Raw genomic sequence first — 17,614 nt, forward strand, 5'->3', positions numbered from 1 at the left:
TCCCGTTTAGTTCTTCATAGATGTCATAGACATCTTGGAAATGTCAGAAATAACGTAAGTATCTCTAGCATGTGTAAAACTAAAACGGACCTGATCGCCTTGCTGAATTTGGGTAAATGGTTGCACTGGTTGTTTAAAGCTCATAGTCATAGCCCCCCAACCCAACTCAGGAATCGCCTGATGTGAAATGGTAATGTCTTGAGCTGTGACTTTTTCAACTTTACCAATGCCTTGATATATTGATGTCTTAACCACTTGAGATGAAGTCTTCGATTGTCCAGTGTTCAGCTTATCCAATACACCTTGTAAATTTGCTTCAGAATCAATCAGGAATTGCCCTGAAATTACCACCTTCTGACCAGCTTTCAACCCTTTTAGAATTGCAATTTTATTGCCATCACTTTGACCTAACTGTACTACAACAGGTTCAAAACGCCCTTGCTCATGTCCCACAATGACAACGTTCCGAGTACCTGTACGTATAACAGCTTGCTCTGGTATAACTAAATTGCTTTGTGGGTTGTTGGAGAATTTAACGGAAGCAAACATTCCCGGCTTGAGCAATCCCTCTCTATTGGGCAACTCAATACGAACTTTTATGGTTCTACTCGTGCTATCCAAAGTTGGTAAAATATCAATGACTTTACCGGACACTATTTGAGGATATGCAACAAAAGTAGCTTCAACTTTCATTCCCCGTTTTATCCCGGCAATTTGTGCTTCTGGAACAGATGCTTCTAACCAGATTGGGCTTATCCCCTTGATGGTGACAAGCGTTTGCCCCATAGCTAAAGCCATTCCATTGCGGACTTCTAACGAATCAATAAATCCACTTACAGGTGCACTTAAAGTCATATTGGATTGCACTCGATGTGTCCGCTCGACTTGATTAATCACATTTTGTGGGATTCCTAAAAGCTGTAAACGTTGTCGGCTTGCCTGAATAAGAGAACGATCTCTTGTTCGGAGTACAGCTAGAAATTCAGTTTGTTCTCCTGTCCATTCAGGTATTGAAATATCAGCTATGGGACTGCCTTGCGTCACCATATCCCCAACAGCATGTCCGTACACTCGTTGGACGAAACCACTTGCTCTTGTTTGTAAAATAGCTACCTGTCGTTCATTGGTCTGCAATATACCATTGGTTAACAAAGTATTTCCCATCACAGCTTGTTCGACTGAAGCATAACGAATTGCTAAATTTTGTTGGAGGGATGGATCAATCTTAACCGCAGGATAACTGTCTTCAGTCATCGTAGTATTTTCATCTGCATATTTAGGAACCAGTTGCATGTCCATAAATGGCGATTTCCCCGGTTTATCAAAATGCTGTTCAGGCTTCATTGGGTCGTACCAATACAACACTTTGGCAGCCTGTTGCGGACCTGATTGAGGATTGTATTTCTGATGTGCAATCCAGTATCCAGCACCACCACCCGCAGCCAGACTAATTACCGCAACGCCCATGACAGTAACTGCTAATTTATTTCTTAACATTATGGCTGCCCCTCAACATGGTTTAAGGTCGGTTCTTCAAAGGCATAATAAAGTTGGGCTTTAGTCACAGCCTGTTGCTGTTGGAGATCAATGAGACGCAAACGCTGTTCTAAAAGAGCTTGTCGAGCAGCAATAACATTAGACAAATTACTTTTACCTGCTTGATAGCTTGCCAACTGTAAACCCACTTTTTGTTTAGCGAGTGGAATACTTGTTTGCATCGCACGTCTAATTTGCTGATCAAGTGCATCAAGATCGGATAACCCATCATCTAGCATAGTGAGATGGTCACGGTATTGGACTTCTTGATCGGCGGTAATCCTGTTTTGTTCGGCTAAAGCTGCCTGAATGAGTGGACTACTACGTCTTTTTGAAAAGACAGGAAGCTCTATTGTTAGTTGCACCCCGATCATATCGCCAAATTCGGGTGCTTGATGCTGATAAGCAAGTTCAATACCCCAATCTGGTTTCTGTAAAGCCTGAGCTTGCTTCAGTTTTGCTTCAGCAGTTTGCTTTTCTGCCTGAAATGCTTTTAATTCAGGATGTTGATGCAAATGATGATATAGCTTTGATGTATCAAGGTAGATAGATGGTGCTTGGTCAGGTAAGGTTTCAATTTGAGAGAGATTTTCAGTAGGTTCTGCACTGACTAACCGATGCAACTCTAACTTGGCTTTATTTAAATCACGAAGTAAATCATCCTTCTGGTCAAGCAATACCGTGGCTTCTTGTCTTGGATCAAGTGCATCGGCAATGATTGTACGACCAGAGATGACCTGTGTTTGAGTAATTTGAGAAAGTAATCGATTCTCTGAAAACAGTTCATCATATAGTGCTAATTTACGTTCAAGATAAAAGCGCTTAAGCCAAGCAGATGCGACTTTCTGACGTACCTCAATACGCAGAATCTCAGTTTGAGCATTGGCCGAACCTAGTTCAGCTTTTGCTAAATCGACCTCAGCTTGTCTTTTGGCACGATTTGGAAAATCTTGCATCACGCCAATTTTTTGCATAGTCATACCTTCGCGTGTGACTGACCATGCGGCATCGCCGGATACAGGGTAATTATCTAAACCTACAAATAATTTAGGGTTGGGTAAAATACCTGAAGCTGAAACCATATTTTCAGCCCCTTCAATCCTTGCACTATTTGCTCTTAGGGTAGGTGCATATTGCTCAGCAAGCTTCATAGCTGTATTCAAAGTTAATGGCTCAGCATAAGCCTGACCATAGACCAGACAGAAACAGATAGTAGCTATTGGCCATCTCTTACGATGAGATTGCTTTTCTTTATAAATATTCATATTTTTTGCTCTAAAATGTTTACGCGCACGCGCAGAACATTCATAGAAAATTCTATGAATGATAGAGGACTATCAAATTAGTTAGAGCGTGGAGGCTTCCATAAACCCGAAGGGTATGGAGAAGGAAGATTTTGATCTAAAGAGTAAAAAGCTGAGCGCTCTATAGGAAAGGAAACCATTGAGTGCAAAATACCCTGAACGTCATTAGCATATACAAGCTTGGTAAAAGACATAATGCAATCTTGTTCAGACAGACAGGATGGATCATGCAGAGTTTTTTTGGACTTTGCTTCTCCTTTCATACAATCAGTATGCATCATATTCTGATTTTTCGACTCTTCCATTTGCATGGATTGCATCTGTTCAGATGGCATTAAACATCGTTTATGTACAGACGAGGCAACAGCAGCCGATCCTACTAACAGGATAGCAAACGATAAAAACAGCGATAGGCATGTTTTTAACCACTGCATAGACATAGACCAAATTTTAAGCTTTTTTAGTTTTACAGAATTGAATCGTAATAGCAACAATTTCATGAATAGTAGCCGAAACTACTATTCATGATTTCAAGTTATAGTATTTTAAAATACCAATTCGATGCCTGCACCATATTTCCATCCTTTTTCGGACTCAGTTGCTTCTTGCACGTTAGTTGCTTTTTGTCCTTTTTCATATTGGTAGGCCACATCAATGAAAGGTCGGATTCTTTTAGTGATCTCATACCGGGTTTTGATACCAGTTTTTAACTCAGATAAACCTGATTTTGCAGCATAGTTAGAGTCATCGCTAAATACAGCATCTACTTCGAGATAAGGTTGTGTGATCAATTTCTGGGTTAACAAGAAATCACGTTCGACTTCTAAGCTTGCCCCCCAGAAATTATTATCACCACCGTACAAATAAGCTTGAGTTTCAAAGAAATAGGGAGCTAATCCCAATACACCAATAACACCATCAACCCGATCACTGTTGCTGTTATTTTTATCTTCACTGTATCTCACCCCAGCCTGTACATCCCAGAAGGGTGCTACATTACGGCTATAAAGTGCTGACACATCATATTTTGGATCATGACTTTCTGCTTTATCCAGATTTGCTTCAATAAATAGGCGATTTTCATCTGTGCCTATCAATGTTTCAATTTTCGATCCTAAAGTACCTTTACCATCTTCATCCACAGTCCACTCATTCTCAAATTTAGTTGTTTGAAAAACTTGTCCACCATGTTCTTTCAGATGCTTATCATGATTTCGGCTATTGGATGTTTCAATTTCAGCTTCAAGACCTGTTTGGTAAGTATTACGATCAACATAACTTAGCCCACCAGGCTCTTTTAATAGCATTTTCATACTCTCGGACTGAGAGGATTTAGTACTATTATCCATGCTTTGAACATCCGTATCATTTGCAAAAGCTAGACCTGATAATCCAATTAAAGCTATTGATAATAGTGTCTTAGAATATATTTTTTTAGTGGTGCGCATGTTGATTTACCCCCTTATCATTAGTATTAGGTTGAGCAACAACATCTTTCGAATCAGTACTATTACTATCGACATTTGCCACAATAAGTTTATTCATCATTCCAGCAGACATGTGATAGAGCAAATGGCAATGAATAGCCCATTCACCTAACTCATCAGCCGTTAATAAAGTTGTAACTGTCTTACCTGGTGGAACAATAACCGTATGTTTATTCGGCATATTACTTGGATCTTGGCCATTTTCCAGTTGCATAAACATGCCGTGTAAATGCATCGGATGAGCCATCATACTATCGTTAACAAATTTCAAGCGTATACGCTCACCATATTTCACTTTAAATGGTTCAGTTTCATTAAACTTCTTACCATTAATTGTCCAAATATAGCGCTCCATATTTCCACCTAAGCGGATTTCAATTTCACGTTCTGGAGCACGGGTATCTTTTTGAGGGGTTAAAGATTGTAGATCACTATATTGAAGTGCTTTTAGTCCAGCTGGGGTTGAGGCATTCGCCCATCCGTAAACCACTTCATCTGATCCAGAAGAGCTCATTGTTTTTGAAGACATGTCATGATCCATACCCTTCATTGAAGACATGTCATGATCCATACCCTTCATTGAAGACATGTCATGATCCATACCTTTCATTGAAGACATGTCATGGTCCATACCTTTCATTGAAGACATGTCATGATCCATACCTTTCATTGAAGACATGTCATGATTCATTCCCATATCTTCCATTGTCAGTAAAGCACGGGGACGAGGTGTCGGCATGACAATACTTTTTACAGGTGAAGTATTTTCGTCATGTAATGTACCGATAGAAAAACCACTTCGGTCAATAGATTCAGCTTCAATCTGATAATTTGCCTGTTTCGGTTCTACGATAACATCGTAAGTCTCCGCTGTTCCTATCCGGAACTCATCCACTGGCACGGGTTTGACTGGCTGTCCATCCGCGCTGACTACTGTCATTTTCAGATTAGGAATTCTTACATCGAACAAAGACATTGCCGAGGCATTGATAAACCGGAGACGTACTTTTTCTCCAGCTTTAAAGTTTCCAGTCCAATTTTGTTCTGGAGTCTTACCATTCATTAAAAACGTATAGTTTGTTACATCAGACATATCTGTCTTAAGCATTCGCATCTGATTCCACATGGAACGATCTTTCCATGTTGCTTTTAAACCATCTCTTTTAATCTGCCTAAAAACATCAAAAACTGTTTCTCTTCGATTCTGGTAGTAATCAGCTTCTTTCTTGAGATTACTCATAATCTGACCACTAGTAGAATTGTGAAAATCAGAGAGTAAGACTACGTAATCTCTATCAGCTTTTTCTCCGGCCGTTAAAGGAACTTTATTTTTGGGATAAATGACTAAAGGGCCATATAGACCATCTTGCTCTTGACCTTTACTATGCGAGTGATACCAATAGGTTCCATTCTGACGAACCTTGAATTTATATTCATAGGTTTTATTTGGTGCAATACCATCAAACTGGTTGAACCCCGGTACTCCATCCATGATGCCAGGTAAAATTAAACCATGCCAATGAATAGAAGAATCTTGGTTTTTCAACTTGTTGTGTACACGAATAACGGCATCATCGCCTTCCTCAAACTCAAGAAGAGGCGCAACAAACTTACCATTTACAGTAATTCGTTTTAGAGGCTTTCCTGTAATATTCACCGTCTGTTCAGCAATTGTTAAATCATATTCTTTAACCGCTGCCATAACCCAAGTCGACGAAAACAATCCGACTCCTATTAAAAGGACATGACTTAATTTTCTAGACATTTATTTTCACCTATCTATAGTTAATTGAGGGCTAAGCAGGTGGATAAAATACTTTTCCCTCAATATCTTATTTCACGTATTAATTATTTATTTGGCATATTCATTTTAGAATGGTCCATGTCCATCATCTTAGAATGGTCCATGTCCATCATCTTAGAATGGTCCATATCCGTCATCTTAGAATGGTCCATATCCGTCATCTTAGAATGGTCCATGTCTTTCATCTTAGAATGGTCCATTTGGGACATATCAGACATTTGGCTGTGATCATGCTGACTATGGTTCTGTTGATTTTCCTTACCATCTTTCATATCACAAGGCTTTTTGCATTTCTCTTGTGCTTTTGCATTTACTTTAACTTCTGTACTTAAAGTATTTTTCTGTTGAGCATCAGCAGCCCAAGATTGGCTTCCAGCAATTAAAGTCCCAACACACATAAAAGCAGTTAAGCTACGACGGAATAGAGTTTTCATTGATTGCTCCAAAAATAAATTTTATATAACTAACTTATAGGTTGGAACCGGACATCTATGTGACTTGAAAATGACATTTTTGTAATCTACATCGCATCGTGTATTTATAACGTTATTATGGTCTTAATATGCGATACGGGGCTTAATAAATGAGAATCTTACTAGTTGAAGATGAACAAAAAACTGGTGATTATCTAAAGCAAGGTCTTTCTGAGGCAGGATATATTACAGACTGGGTTACAGATGGCTTATCAGGTAAACATCAAGCTCTTTCTGAAGAATACGATCTAATCATACTAGATGTAATGTTACCGAAGTTAGATGGCTGGAATATCATTAATGATATTCGCAAAAGTGGAAAAACTATGCCTATCCTTTTTCTCTCAGCTCGTGATCAAATTGAAGATAGAGTTAAAGGCCTGGAATTAGGAGCTGATGATTATCTGGTTAAGCCTTTTGCTTTTGCAGAACTTCTTGCCCGAATTAAAACCTTACTTCGTCGCGGTCAACAAAAGGAAGATAGCAATATTATTACGATTGCTGATCTTGAACTTGATCTTCGTAAACGTCGCGTCACACGTGCTGGACAAAGAATTGACCTTACAGCTAAAGAGTTCGCATTGATGGAATTATTCATGCGTAGACGTGGCGAGATTCTGCCTCGTGCTCTCATTGCTTCTCAAATATGGGATATGAATTTTGATAGTGATACCAACGTTGTAGAAGTCGCTATCAAACGTCTAAGAAATAAAATAGATAGTAATTTCAGTCCCAAGTTGATTCAAAACATCCGCGGAATGGGGTATGTCTTAGAGGTAGAAGATGACTCATAAACTGTTTAATGCGATCAGTTTCCGTATTGCACTCATCTTCTCGTTATCTACCATTATTATCTTAATGATTATGGGGCTGGTCATTCATCAGCTTGTTATGCATCATTTCGAAACTCAGGACCGTACTCAGCTAGAAGGGAAAATTCAGCTTTTAGAAAATTTACTGGAACAGAATCCGAAAAATACTGATGAATTAAAGATATATTTAAAAGATGCTTTAGTTGGCCATCATGACCTAATTGTCCAGATTGAACGCCCAACTGGCCAAATCATTTTTAGTTCAGCACCTGCCGTTATAAAGGCTCAAACATTAGTAAAGTCTAAACATATCCCTTGGATAGAGTGGGAAATTCAAAATAAAACCTATCGTGGTTTAGTTTATAAAAAGTCGTTTGATAAAAATATGAGTGTTCCAACTGCTCAGATTATTGTTGGAATCGATACCTCCGAACATCAACATTTTTTAAACGACTTTAGACGACAATTGTTATATATCGGAGTGGTGGGCACAATTTGTTTAATGTTTTTAGGTTGGTTTGCCGCATGGAGAGGCTTACGTCCAGTTCAGAAAATGGCAAAAGTTGCAGAAGGTATTTCAGCTCAGCATCTATCTGAACGGTTAGCGGTCGATAACACTCCTACTGAACTAAAATCATTAGCCATAGCCTTTAACGATATGCTAGATCGATTAGAAACTGCTGTAGAAAAACTCTCAGATTTTTCATCTGATCTTGCCCATGAAATAAGAACGCCAATTAATAATTTAATGACTCAGACTCAAGTATGTTTATCTCGTAGTCGGGATATTAATACTTATCAGGAAGTCCTCTTTTCTAATCTGGAAGAGTTTGAACGTTTGGCTCGAATGGTTTCAGATATGTTATTTCTTGCAAAGGCAGAGCATGGCCTACACTTACCAAACCTGCAACAGGTCAACCTGGTACAAGAAATTTCTGCTCTATTTGACTTTTATGATGCTATCGCTGCTGAAAAGGGAATGTCTCTAGAACAAAGTGGACAAGGATATGTTAAAGGCGATCCTTCAATGTTACGTCGTGCACTGAGTAATTTACTATCAAATGCGATCAAATATGGCAAACCTGATACAGTAATTAAGATTAACTGCCGACAAAATATTGATACCACTATATTTACAATCGAAAATGAAAGCTCACCAATAACATCTGAGCAGCTGAATCGGTTATTTGACCGTTTTTACCGTACGGATGCGTCCAGACAAAGAGTTGAGGAAGGCACAGGTTTAGGTCTAGCAATTACCAAGTCAATTCTTGATGTACATGGTGCAACGATTCAAGCGGACTATAACAACGGTCGGATAGCTTTTAAAATAATTTTTAAAAAATAAATGCTTGTGAATAAAAAATAACTGACTACTCATATCTGTATCTAAAAAATTATGAGTAGTCAGAGAATGATCCTTTCTTAACTACGTAATCTTAAAGCATTACCAATAACCGATGCTGAACTTAGGCTCATTGCTAAAGCTGCGATCATAGGAGAAAGTAGCCAACCGGTAAATGGATATAAAATACCCGCAGCTAAAGGGATGCCTAAAGCATTATAAAGAAATGCAAACATTAGGTTTTGCCTCATATTTTTAATAGTGGCCTCTGACAGGGAACGAGCGATCTCTATACCCCGTAAATCACCTTTGATTAAAGTGACTTGAGCACTATTCATGGCCACATCTGTTCCTGTTCCCATTGCAATACCAATATCTGCTTGAGCTAAAGCTGGGGCATCATTAATGCCATCACCTGCCATTGCAACCATTCTTCCTTCGTTTTGTAATTTATTAACCAGTTCCAGTTTATCTGCCGGTTTAACTTCTCCATAAACTTCATCAATACCTAATCTAGCACCAACTGATTTTGCAGTAGTTAAACCATCTCCTGTGGCCATTATAATTCTTAAACCAGAATTCTTCAGAGCATGCACAGCCTCAGGTGTACTCGCTTTGATTGGATCTGAAACAGCCAATAACCCTACGAGCTTCCCATCAACAGCCAAATGCATAACACTTGCACCTTCTGCTCTTAATTGCTCCGCTTGAGGGATATATGTATCAACTGATATGCCGAGTTGTTCCATTAGGGCTGTATTGCCTAATGCTAATTGTTGCCCGTCTAACTCGCCCTTCACACCAATTCCGGAACCTGACTCGAAAGATGTTGGTGTTGTTAGTACAAGATTTCTTTCACGGGCAGCCCGTACAATTGCATCCGCCAAGGGATGTTCACTACCTTGATCCAAGCTGGCAGCTAATCTGAGAACTTCATTCTCTTCATATCCGGATAAAGCAATGACCTTATCAAACGAGGGGCGGCCTTCTGTTAAGGTGCCTGTTTTATCAATAATTAATGTATCAATCTTACGTAAATTTTCTATTGCTGCGGCATCACGGAAGAGTACGCCATTGGATGCACCACGACCTGTTGCGACCATGATTGACATGGGTGTAGCCAATCCTAAAGCACACGGGCAAGCAATAATTAAAACTGCGACAGCATTGATTAGTCCGTATACCCAACTTGGTTCTGGTCCAAATATTCCCCAACCAAAAAAGGTAAGGATAGATATACCGATCACCACCAGCACAAACCAGCCGGCTACCTGATCTGCCATTCTTTGCATAGGGGCTTTAGAACGCTGAGCTTGTGCCACCATTTGAACTATCTGTGAAAGTACTGTTGAAGAGCCGACCTTTTCCGAGCGCATCACTAATGAACCGTTCATATTCATTGTCGCACCTATGACTTGGTCACCTATACGTTTTGTTACCGGAACCGGCTCTCCCGTTAACATCGACTCATCAATAGAACTAGAACCTTCTGTAATTATTCCATCAACAGGTACTTTTTCACCTGGCCGCACTCTCAGTAAATCTCCAACATGGACATGGGAAAGTGGAATATCTTCCTCTGTACCATCTTTATTAATTTTTCTTGCAGTTTTTGGTGCCAACCCAAGTAAAGATTTTATTGCTGTAGAAGTTTGCGAACGTGCCTTTAACTCAAGAACCTGGCCTAATAAGGTCAGTGAAATGATTGCGGCTGTTGCCTCAAAATAGACAGCAACACGCCCCATAGAGATGAAAGACGCTGGGAAAACTTGTGGGGCTAAAGTCCCAACGACACTATAAATAAATGCAGCTCCAGTCCCAATTCCAATTAAAGTCCACATATTCGGACTACGATTTAAAATTGAATGCCAACATCTAACAAAAAATGGCCAACCTGCCCAAAAGACGATAGGTAAAGTAAGGACAAGTTCAATCCAGCTTTGCACCTTCATTTCAAACCAGTTCAACTGATGCCCGAACATCGCCAAAAATACGACGATGAGGGTTAAAGGTAAGGTGTACCAAAATCTTCTTTTAAAATCTTTAAGTTCAGGATTATCATCAGCTTCATCTAGATTGGGTAGTAATGGTTCCAGGGACATACCGCATATGGGGCAGTTACCGGGATGATTTTGCCGGATTTCCGGATGCATTGGGCAAGTATAAATTGATGAGGTATTTGCATTTACACTATTTGACTGTGCCTCCATCTTATTTAGAGAGGCATTTGCGGAAGCAGATCCATTTTCTTTAGCAATATATAAAGCAGGATCATGCTTAAATTTTATCTGACATTTTTCACTACAAAAGTAAAAAGTCTTATTGCCAACCTGTTCATGAAATTTAGATTCTTCTGTTACAGCCATGCCACAGACAGGATCTTTAAATGCTTCATTTATAGTTTTCTTTTCATGATGATGGTCCATATATAAACCTCCTTCATATTTAATTTTTTTAAAAAACAATTAGCTTTGGACAGAAATAAATTTCCGGTTATTTGAATATTTAATGAACATTTTTCTTGATAAAGTCAGTGTAGCACTTGTGAGTTTTCAATTCTAAAAATGACAAAAATGTAATTTTGGAGTCATCAAGACGTTTCTCTCATTCTTAAATAATAGGCATACAAAGAGTGATGACCAACTCGATCAATTTAGGAATTTCACTGGGTCATTACTTAGCAAGTACTAATTTTAAAAAGGTGATGAAATGAAAATTTTCCAGAATAAAGTGTCGGCTCTACGTAATGTACTAGTAGGTGCGACTATGGTTGTAGCTGCTTCAAGCGCATTTGCTCATGTCAAACTTGAAAGTGCTACTCCGGCTATTAATGCATCTGTAGCAAGCCAGCCAAAAAATATAACTCTGAATTTTGGTGATGAAGTCATGTTAATGAATGTCAAATTACTTGACGCTCAACGTAAAGACATCCCTTTAAATTACCAGGTAACTCATGATTTAAAAAAATCATTTGAAGTCGCAGTACCTAAACTTAAGAAAGGCAAGTACACAGTGGTTTGGACCACAATGGGTGCTGATGGTCATAACATGAATGGTGAATATAGCTTCACCATTAAATCAGCGAAATAACCATAAAACACCAGTAGTCTATATGCCAGCAGCTTGCTGGCATATTACTATCGCCGGGGAATAAATATGAATCCTGAAACTTGGATATATGCAACGTGGCTGATTAAAGTCGTTTTATATTTAGGAATAGCCTTTGTCGTTGGGGGCGCCTTTAGCTATTTTCTACTGGGACGCTATTTAGAAATCAAGAAAACTCTCCTAAAGTACATTACTATCGGTGCCGGATTAGGCTTTATTTCAAGTACTTTAGGTTTCTTCGTTCTTATAGGAAGTTTTGCCAATACAGGTCTTTCTGGGATGTGGGACAGTAACTACATTAATATCTTAGTAAATACACCTACTGGGCATATCCATATCATCCGTTCAGTCAGCTTCGCACTTTTACTGTTATTTATGCTCGTAAAGCTTAGTAAAGGGACTATCCAGATTTCCAAAGTAGAAGGGACAATTTTTACCATCCTGCTCATCCCCATAGTTTTTAGTTTTTCACAACTAGGCCATGTTACGAATTTACCTTTATTCGCTCAATTCTTATTATCAATACATGTACTTGTAATGTCCTTATGGATGGGATCACTTTTCCCTTTATGGAGAACAACTAAAAAAATTACTGGTCTTCCATTAAAAGATCGCATGCATTTATTTGGAAGAATCGCAGCATTTGTTGTAGGAATACTACTCGCTTGTGGTGCCAGTATTGCGCTGTTACTCATTAAAGATTTTAATACTCTACTAAATACTCCTTATGGACATGGTTTTATTATTAAGATCGCATTTGTTCTAAGCATTTTATTATTAGCTGCCTTTAACAAATGGTATTTTACCCCTCGCTTACAAGATCCGAAATTTGCTAGACAGTTGGGTTATGCCATTTTATTTGAAATGTCATTAGGCCTAATGATCCTTTTAACGACTGGATATATTACAACTGTAGTCGGCATTGAGTAATTGGAGTAGTAGCAATGCTTTCATAGTTAAAAATAACCTATTAATTTTCATATAGATGTCACTCCTAATTTCTCAAAAACCACATATATACGTAACTTTTTTGATTTTTTAAAAAATTAAATTTAGCTGCATAAAAGGACCACGTCTTAAAGACGTGGTAAAAAACTTTTTAGAAATATATTAGAATTTAGCGGCCTTATTTAAGACACCATTCTTAATGCTTGTTCCAACCCACGTTGTTTAAGATTGGCTCCAGCCCCAAACCATGCTGAATCCATCCTGTAGTCCGATGAAATGGCCCTTCGCTCGTGATCGACAAACTCGGTAATACTACAAAGCAGCCCATAAGCCGTATCTTTAGCTGAAGCTAACTCAGCCCCACGACCATGCCCGTTAAACATGGTCATGACCTTAGACATAGCACGTCCATTCGGTTCGGTTTTATTATCAGCTTTGGTTGAATAGACTTGTTTAGGGGTAGCTACATTACGGTAGAACTGAATGATACTTTCATCCTGTTCGGCAATGTTCAGGTTCGTGTTATTAAACACTGCATCAAAGTAAGCTGCCGCTTCTTGCTGGGTGACTTTACGCTGGCTCAGTTGCTTCATTTCATACATGTGCTCGTCCCATGCACGCACTGAAATACCCAATTGCTGTTTAATCTTTTCTGCATCAAACTTGGTACTGTGCGGAACTTTCACTACACCAACACTGCTATTCTGCCCACGTAAGGCAATCGCTAAGGTGTTGCTACACACCACACGAATCGAAGTAAATTGCGCTGTGGTTGCCAACGTACCATCACAAGCAGTTGCCAACAAAATGTAACCATTACTGACATCCTTACTTTTCAACGCTGCCGATTGCCCCGTTCTTGCCAATGCCCAGAACTTACGCCCCCCTTTAAGTACCCCCGCTGTTTCCAGTTCAAATCCCGATTGCTCGGTAAGGTCACGGTAAAATTCTAGAATTTCTTTGGGTTGTACTTCTTGGTAACGCTGACTCACTACAGACAATGGTGCATGAGTATCTGAACGATAAAGTACTCGTTGCTCTTCATAAGGCATCAGAATATTTTGTCCTCGTTCATTCTTTGCCATATAGCTGACATTGGATGATTCTATTCGCCAGTCCATACCAGCTTGCTGTGCCCAGATTTCTATCGGCTGATTTTGAGGGAGCTGATTTCCCAGACCATGCCATGGGGTTTGACCTACAAAAGCCATTGTTTCCACGTGATGTGCCACGATTAATTTCCTTTAAGTGATATTTAAATATTTTGAAAGTTATAAACGATGTGAATTAAGCAAATCCTGATTGCTGGATTTCAAAATGTTCCAGACATTGCTCACACTGGTAATACAGTGTCACCATATTGTCTTGATGCTGTACGTAGAGCAGAAACATTCCACCGATAACCAAGCCAATAAAACCGCCTACCAAAGGATGAACAGAGCTTCGTTTTGACAATTGCATACAGGCGGATGCCAGAGACATGGGTGAGAATGATGAAAGCTTTGCAAACACCCCTGAACTGGGCTCAGTCTGGCGGAGTAATATGATGTGTAATGAATGACAGTAAGGACACTGGAGCATGTGCTTTCTCCTTAAAAAGCGGACATAAAAAGAGCCTGCGAATTTGCAGGCTCTTTTTGTCTGGGTTCAATTTTCTAATTTACTTGCCACGCTGTTTATTTTTACAGTCAGCAACAGCTTGTGGAACGTGATTTAAACCCGGATCACATGGATCACTTCGACCGAGTATATAAATACGTCCCATTTTTCGAGGTTTTACACCAATGAAAGTCACAAAAGTACGTGAGGTCGTATAGGGAATCCGCGCCACGGTGTTGTAAGAGCTTGTACCTACACTACCTATGGCTAAAATCTGTTCACACTCATTAAACATTGACGCTTTAAATGTTCTTCGGGTTCCATTAACTAAAACAGTCTTATAAGTACACGTCACTGGTCCAGAATAACCCACCTGTTCTATTAAATAAGCAGGTATTTCATGGGGTTTAAGATCCAATGCATAAGTTGAAATACTTACGAATGCTAAACCTATACCTAGAAATAGTTTTTTCATTTGATCGATCTCTATTTCTTAATGGTTTACAAAGTACAGGTAAGTTCAACACTGTCGATGGTCTGTTTCGTTTTAATATCGAACATGTTTTGCATGAGTAGACATTCACCAGTATTCGTATACGCACTGTAGAATATTGCTAAAACATATTTCTGTTCTGGACCATATTTCATTACTTGCCAACCTGTCCAGTTGGATGGAATTGAAGTCACCTTATTTCCATCAGTAATAGAGAACCAATAGTCGGTATTATTCTCCCAAGTTTTTTCCAGAGTATCTTGCCATTCTTTAGGGAGTTGGTTCACTTCAAACAAACCACAGGTTACTTTGGCAGAATCCAAACATTTACCACTATTCATATCAGAGGTATAAAGTCCATTCCCTAGATATTTGCCCTTAGAACCCTCCTCTGTTTTTTGAGTAGGATCTGCTTCTTTTGCCTGTATTTCTAATACAGGTTCACTGCTAGCCTGAATTACAGGTTCAGAGGCAGCGGGTTCAGAAACAGATGCCATTACCTTTTTTTCTGATTTAGGCTTTAAAAACTTGTCATAGCCGACCCATCCTGCAAGTACCACAACTAGTGTAGATAAAACACCAATAATAAAAATCTGGATATTCTTAGTTTGTGTTGTCATCATGCTTCCCCCTTTCGGCTTCATGAATTTGTTTAATTAATGAGAGCAATTCTTCCGCTCTCTCATTTGGGTAATATGTATTTAAAATTTCTTTATTTATGGTTTTCCTGATTAAGGTTAGCTTGATTAAAAGCAGGGACTTCCTCTCCACTTTGAATACTGATTACAGTGTTATCATCAGCAGTAACTGATTGGCTTTTAACGTCTTCCAGCATCTGCTCGGTTTGTTCATCCTGAGCATGGTCATAGGCATAAAACAAAGTGAATGACAGAATAAAAAAACCTATATAAGCGGCATACCATTTCCAGCGCCGTTTGAGCCGTTGCGGATTAATCTCCATCGACTACACTCCCAAATAGGCTTTTAATACGCCTCTGGCCTGATTGAGTTGTTATGCCTGTTGCTCAATCAACTGACGGACTGACTCGGGTAAGGTCTGGTATTTATCGGGGTGGAAATCTGCCATCTTTTTTCGGTAAGCAACTTGAAGTGATTGCTCACTCAATAGTTCAGGCTGAAGCTCAAGAAGTTTGCAGGCCTCTAATTGTTCCTCGGTCAGATCAGAAACTTTTTTCTCGTTCATCTCACCTGCCATACATTGATAGACAATTTTGACGAGATCAGGAAAGACTGCCCTTGAGACATTAGATACACGGCATAAATGAGTCATGAAAAGATCAGCTTGATTCTGCTCAACTTGACCGAGTGCCATGGCATAGACCAGTTGCTCAATCATCTCTCTACGGAAGTTATAGGCAAGCTTATCTTTAAGGTCTGCCAGACGATGTAATAAGTCTTCATAATCAAAGAGCGTCTGTTTATTCAGGAGTTGTTCGATATACTGATGCACTGCCTTATCATTCAGTTTAGTAAAATGATCGGATACCGCTTCTTTCGATCGGGTATTCCATTGCCCCACACTAAAGGTAATGAAGTAGGCAAACAGATCAATCATGATCTGCATCTCGGCCTCAATCTTGATACTCATTTGCCTATCGTCCTGTCTTCCGTGTAGTCCCTGACAACATTCATTTAAGAATGCCACCAAAGCACGAATCACACTCTTATCCAGTTGGCTAAAGTTCAGTTCATCATGACCATTGATTAAAATCGAACTGGTGATCATTCCAATTTCAGCTTCTAACTGCTGGATATGTTCGAACAGATAAGTCTGCTCATCTTCAAAGCTAGCTTTATAGAAGAGCCCCTTTTCCGTTACGCACATCCCGACCTTGGCGCTGCCAAATACTGTGTCGTCAATCAGCATCAGTACATCATTAGGGCCCACAGCATAAGGTAAATATGTCATAGCACCTTGTAACTTTTTATTGGGAATGACTGGTGCAAAATAAATGTTGTCGCTACTCCTCAATAAGGGCACCCACTGACTCTGCTGGATTCTTTCCTTTATACTCATCACCATACGCCCCCTAGAAAAACCAGCGTATAAATATAAAAGGCCAGACCAGAGCACGACCGAGTAGATAAGCGCCTGAGTAATGCCCCGGATATTCCCAAATGCAATACAACCAGTAACCTATGACAATCGTAAAATAGAACGTAAAAAATGGATGTTTCATAATCATTATTCCTAAATTGAGTTGCATAAACCCTTCCCGTTGCCCGAACAGGCAACAGGAAATGAGTGATTTAATGATTTGCTTAAAGCTTTAAATATGTATTGTTAAAGTTTATGTACGCACTGCTGACCTGACTGATACATCACACTGTCTAAGTCATTCGGGATATAGCTCATACGTTCAATCTGGCGCATGACTTTGCGACCATAATGTTCTTCCACTTTGTCATAGACACAGGAGCAATAGCTGCGACTGCCGCCCATGTTGTAACAGCCCTGCTTCACACCCTTTTCAAACTGGGAAGAACAACCATTTAGAATCAGAATACTGACACCCACTACACCCATCAGAATTTTATTTTTCATCGTTATATCCAGTGATATGGTCATGCAACTTAGGCTTTTTTAGGCAACACAAAGCCCTGCCACGGTATAGCCCACATGACATTTTTATTAAGTTAAATTTTTAGACGAAAAAAGCTAAAGCTTGATAAACCAGAAGTTC

General features: G+C 39.3%; 19 protein-coding genes. 4 read left to right on the top strand and 15 right to left on the bottom strand.

The window, feature by feature from the left end:
* Nucleotides 1–6: 6 nt before the first annotated feature.
* The 6 genes from NQ782_RS07765 to NQ782_RS07790 all read right to left on the bottom strand — a co-directional run bounded on the left by NQ782_RS07765 (nt 7) and on the right by NQ782_RS07790 (nt 6,565).
* Nucleotides 7–1,497 (bottom strand): efflux RND transporter periplasmic adaptor subunit, encoded by a 1,491-nt coding sequence (locus NQ782_RS07765; RefSeq protein WP_000945698.1) that lies wholly within the window; start codon nt 1,495–1,497, stop codon nt 7–9.
* The gene (locus tag NQ782_RS07770; RefSeq protein WP_057093056.1) at nt 1,497–2,801 is read right to left on the bottom strand and encodes a TolC family protein; all 1,305 of its coding nucleotides are present in this window, start codon (nt 2,799–2,801) and stop codon (nt 1,497–1,499) included. Before NQ782_RS07770 ends, NQ782_RS07765 begins: the two co-directional genes overlap by 1 nt.
* A gap of 77 nt (nt 2,802–2,878) precedes the next feature.
* On the bottom strand, nt 2,879–3,340 hold the full coding sequence (locus tag NQ782_RS07775; protein WP_000771473.1) for a hypothetical protein: 462 nt from the start codon (nt 3,338–3,340) through the stop codon (nt 2,879–2,881).
* A gap of 45 nt (nt 3,341–3,385) precedes the next feature.
* Nucleotides 3,386–4,288, bottom strand: a complete 903-nt coding sequence (locus NQ782_RS07780) for a copper resistance protein B (protein ID WP_032028810.1) — start codon at nt 4,286–4,288, stop codon at nt 3,386–3,388.
* Nucleotides 4,275–6,092, bottom strand: coding sequence for a copper resistance system multicopper oxidase (locus NQ782_RS07785; protein WP_079281618.1), 1,818 nt, complete (start codon nt 6,090–6,092; stop codon nt 4,275–4,277). The genes NQ782_RS07780 and NQ782_RS07785 overlap by 14 nt, the downstream gene beginning before the upstream one ends.
* 83 nt (nt 6,093–6,175) lie before the next feature.
* Nucleotides 6,176–6,565 (bottom strand): hypothetical protein, encoded by a 390-nt coding sequence (locus NQ782_RS07790; protein ID WP_057094178.1) that lies wholly within the window; start codon nt 6,563–6,565, stop codon nt 6,176–6,178.
* Between the two features lie 149 nt (nt 6,566–6,714).
* On the opposite strand from NQ782_RS07790, the gene NQ782_RS07795 reads away from it, so the two are divergent.
* Together NQ782_RS07795 and NQ782_RS07800 are read left to right on the top strand one after the other, a co-directional pair.
* Nucleotides 6,715–7,398: a heavy metal response regulator transcription factor gene (locus tag NQ782_RS07795; protein WP_001221580.1), complete on the top strand. Its 684-nt coding sequence runs from the start codon at nt 6,715–6,717 to the stop codon at nt 7,396–7,398.
* Entirely contained in the window at nt 7,388–8,764 is a 1,377-nt protein-coding gene (locus NQ782_RS07800) for a heavy metal sensor histidine kinase (RefSeq protein ID WP_000149046.1), read from the top strand. The genes NQ782_RS07795 and NQ782_RS07800 overlap by 11 nt, the downstream gene beginning before the upstream one ends.
* Before the next feature lie 77 nt (nt 8,765–8,841).
* On the opposite strand, the gene NQ782_RS07805 is transcribed toward NQ782_RS07800, so the two are convergent.
* Entirely contained in the window at nt 8,842–11,187 is a 2,346-nt protein-coding gene (locus NQ782_RS07805; protein ID WP_000349575.1) for a heavy metal translocating P-type ATPase, read from the bottom strand.
* Nucleotides 11,188–11,470: 283 nt separating this feature from the next.
* On the opposite strand from NQ782_RS07805, the gene NQ782_RS07810 reads away from it, so the two are divergent.
* Both NQ782_RS07810 and NQ782_RS07815 read left to right on the top strand, forming a co-directional pair.
* On the top strand, nt 11,471–11,851 hold the full coding sequence (locus NQ782_RS07810) for a copper resistance protein CopC (RefSeq protein WP_000689220.1): 381 nt from the start codon (nt 11,471–11,473) through the stop codon (nt 11,849–11,851).
* A 66-nt stretch (nt 11,852–11,917) separates the two neighbouring features.
* On the top strand, nt 11,918–12,799 hold the full coding sequence (locus NQ782_RS07815) for a copper resistance D family protein (RefSeq protein ID WP_086230938.1): 882 nt from the start codon (nt 11,918–11,920) through the stop codon (nt 12,797–12,799).
* 200 nt (nt 12,800–12,999) lie between these two features.
* Here the strand turns inward: NQ782_RS07815 and NQ782_RS07820 are convergent, their stop codons facing one another.
* From NQ782_RS07820 to NQ782_RS07855, 8 genes are all read right to left on the bottom strand, one after another.
* Nucleotides 13,000–14,049, bottom strand: a complete 1,050-nt coding sequence (locus NQ782_RS07820) for a DUF932 domain-containing protein (RefSeq protein ID WP_000930100.1) — start codon at nt 14,047–14,049, stop codon at nt 13,000–13,002.
* Nucleotides 14,050–14,104: 55 nt separating this feature from the next.
* Nucleotides 14,105–14,398, bottom strand: coding sequence for a hypothetical protein (locus tag NQ782_RS07825; protein WP_005116050.1), 294 nt, complete (start codon nt 14,396–14,398; stop codon nt 14,105–14,107).
* Nucleotides 14,399–14,477: 79 nt separating this feature from the next.
* On the bottom strand, nt 14,478–14,891 hold the full coding sequence (locus NQ782_RS07830; RefSeq protein ID WP_000732630.1) for a hypothetical protein: 414 nt from the start codon (nt 14,889–14,891) through the stop codon (nt 14,478–14,480).
* A gap of 26 nt (nt 14,892–14,917) precedes the next feature.
* A complete protein-coding gene (locus NQ782_RS07835; protein WP_001991904.1) occupies nt 14,918–15,529 on the bottom strand; it encodes a hypothetical protein in 612 nt (203 codons plus the stop codon).
* Between the two features lie 92 nt (nt 15,530–15,621).
* Nucleotides 15,622–15,870, bottom strand: a complete 249-nt coding sequence (locus tag NQ782_RS07840; protein ID WP_000405166.1) for a hypothetical protein — start codon at nt 15,868–15,870, stop codon at nt 15,622–15,624.
* Nucleotides 15,871–15,921: 51 nt separating this feature from the next.
* Nucleotides 15,922–16,947, bottom strand: a complete 1,026-nt coding sequence (locus tag NQ782_RS07845; RefSeq protein WP_057094333.1) for a DnaJ family molecular chaperone — start codon at nt 16,945–16,947, stop codon at nt 15,922–15,924.
* A 13-nt stretch (nt 16,948–16,960) separates the two neighbouring features.
* Nucleotides 16,961–17,110 (bottom strand): hypothetical protein, encoded by a 150-nt coding sequence (locus NQ782_RS07850; RefSeq protein ID WP_002017940.1) that lies wholly within the window; start codon nt 17,108–17,110, stop codon nt 16,961–16,963.
* Nucleotides 17,111–17,214: 104 nt separating this feature from the next.
* Nucleotides 17,215–17,475, bottom strand: coding sequence for a hypothetical protein (locus NQ782_RS07855; RefSeq protein WP_000790979.1), 261 nt, complete (start codon nt 17,473–17,475; stop codon nt 17,215–17,217).
* Nucleotides 17,476–17,614: the final 139 nt, after the last annotated feature.

Source organism: Acinetobacter sp. BD54, assembly GCF_044778325.1.
Lineage (GTDB): Bacteria > Pseudomonadota > Gammaproteobacteria > Pseudomonadales > Moraxellaceae > Acinetobacter > Acinetobacter baumannii.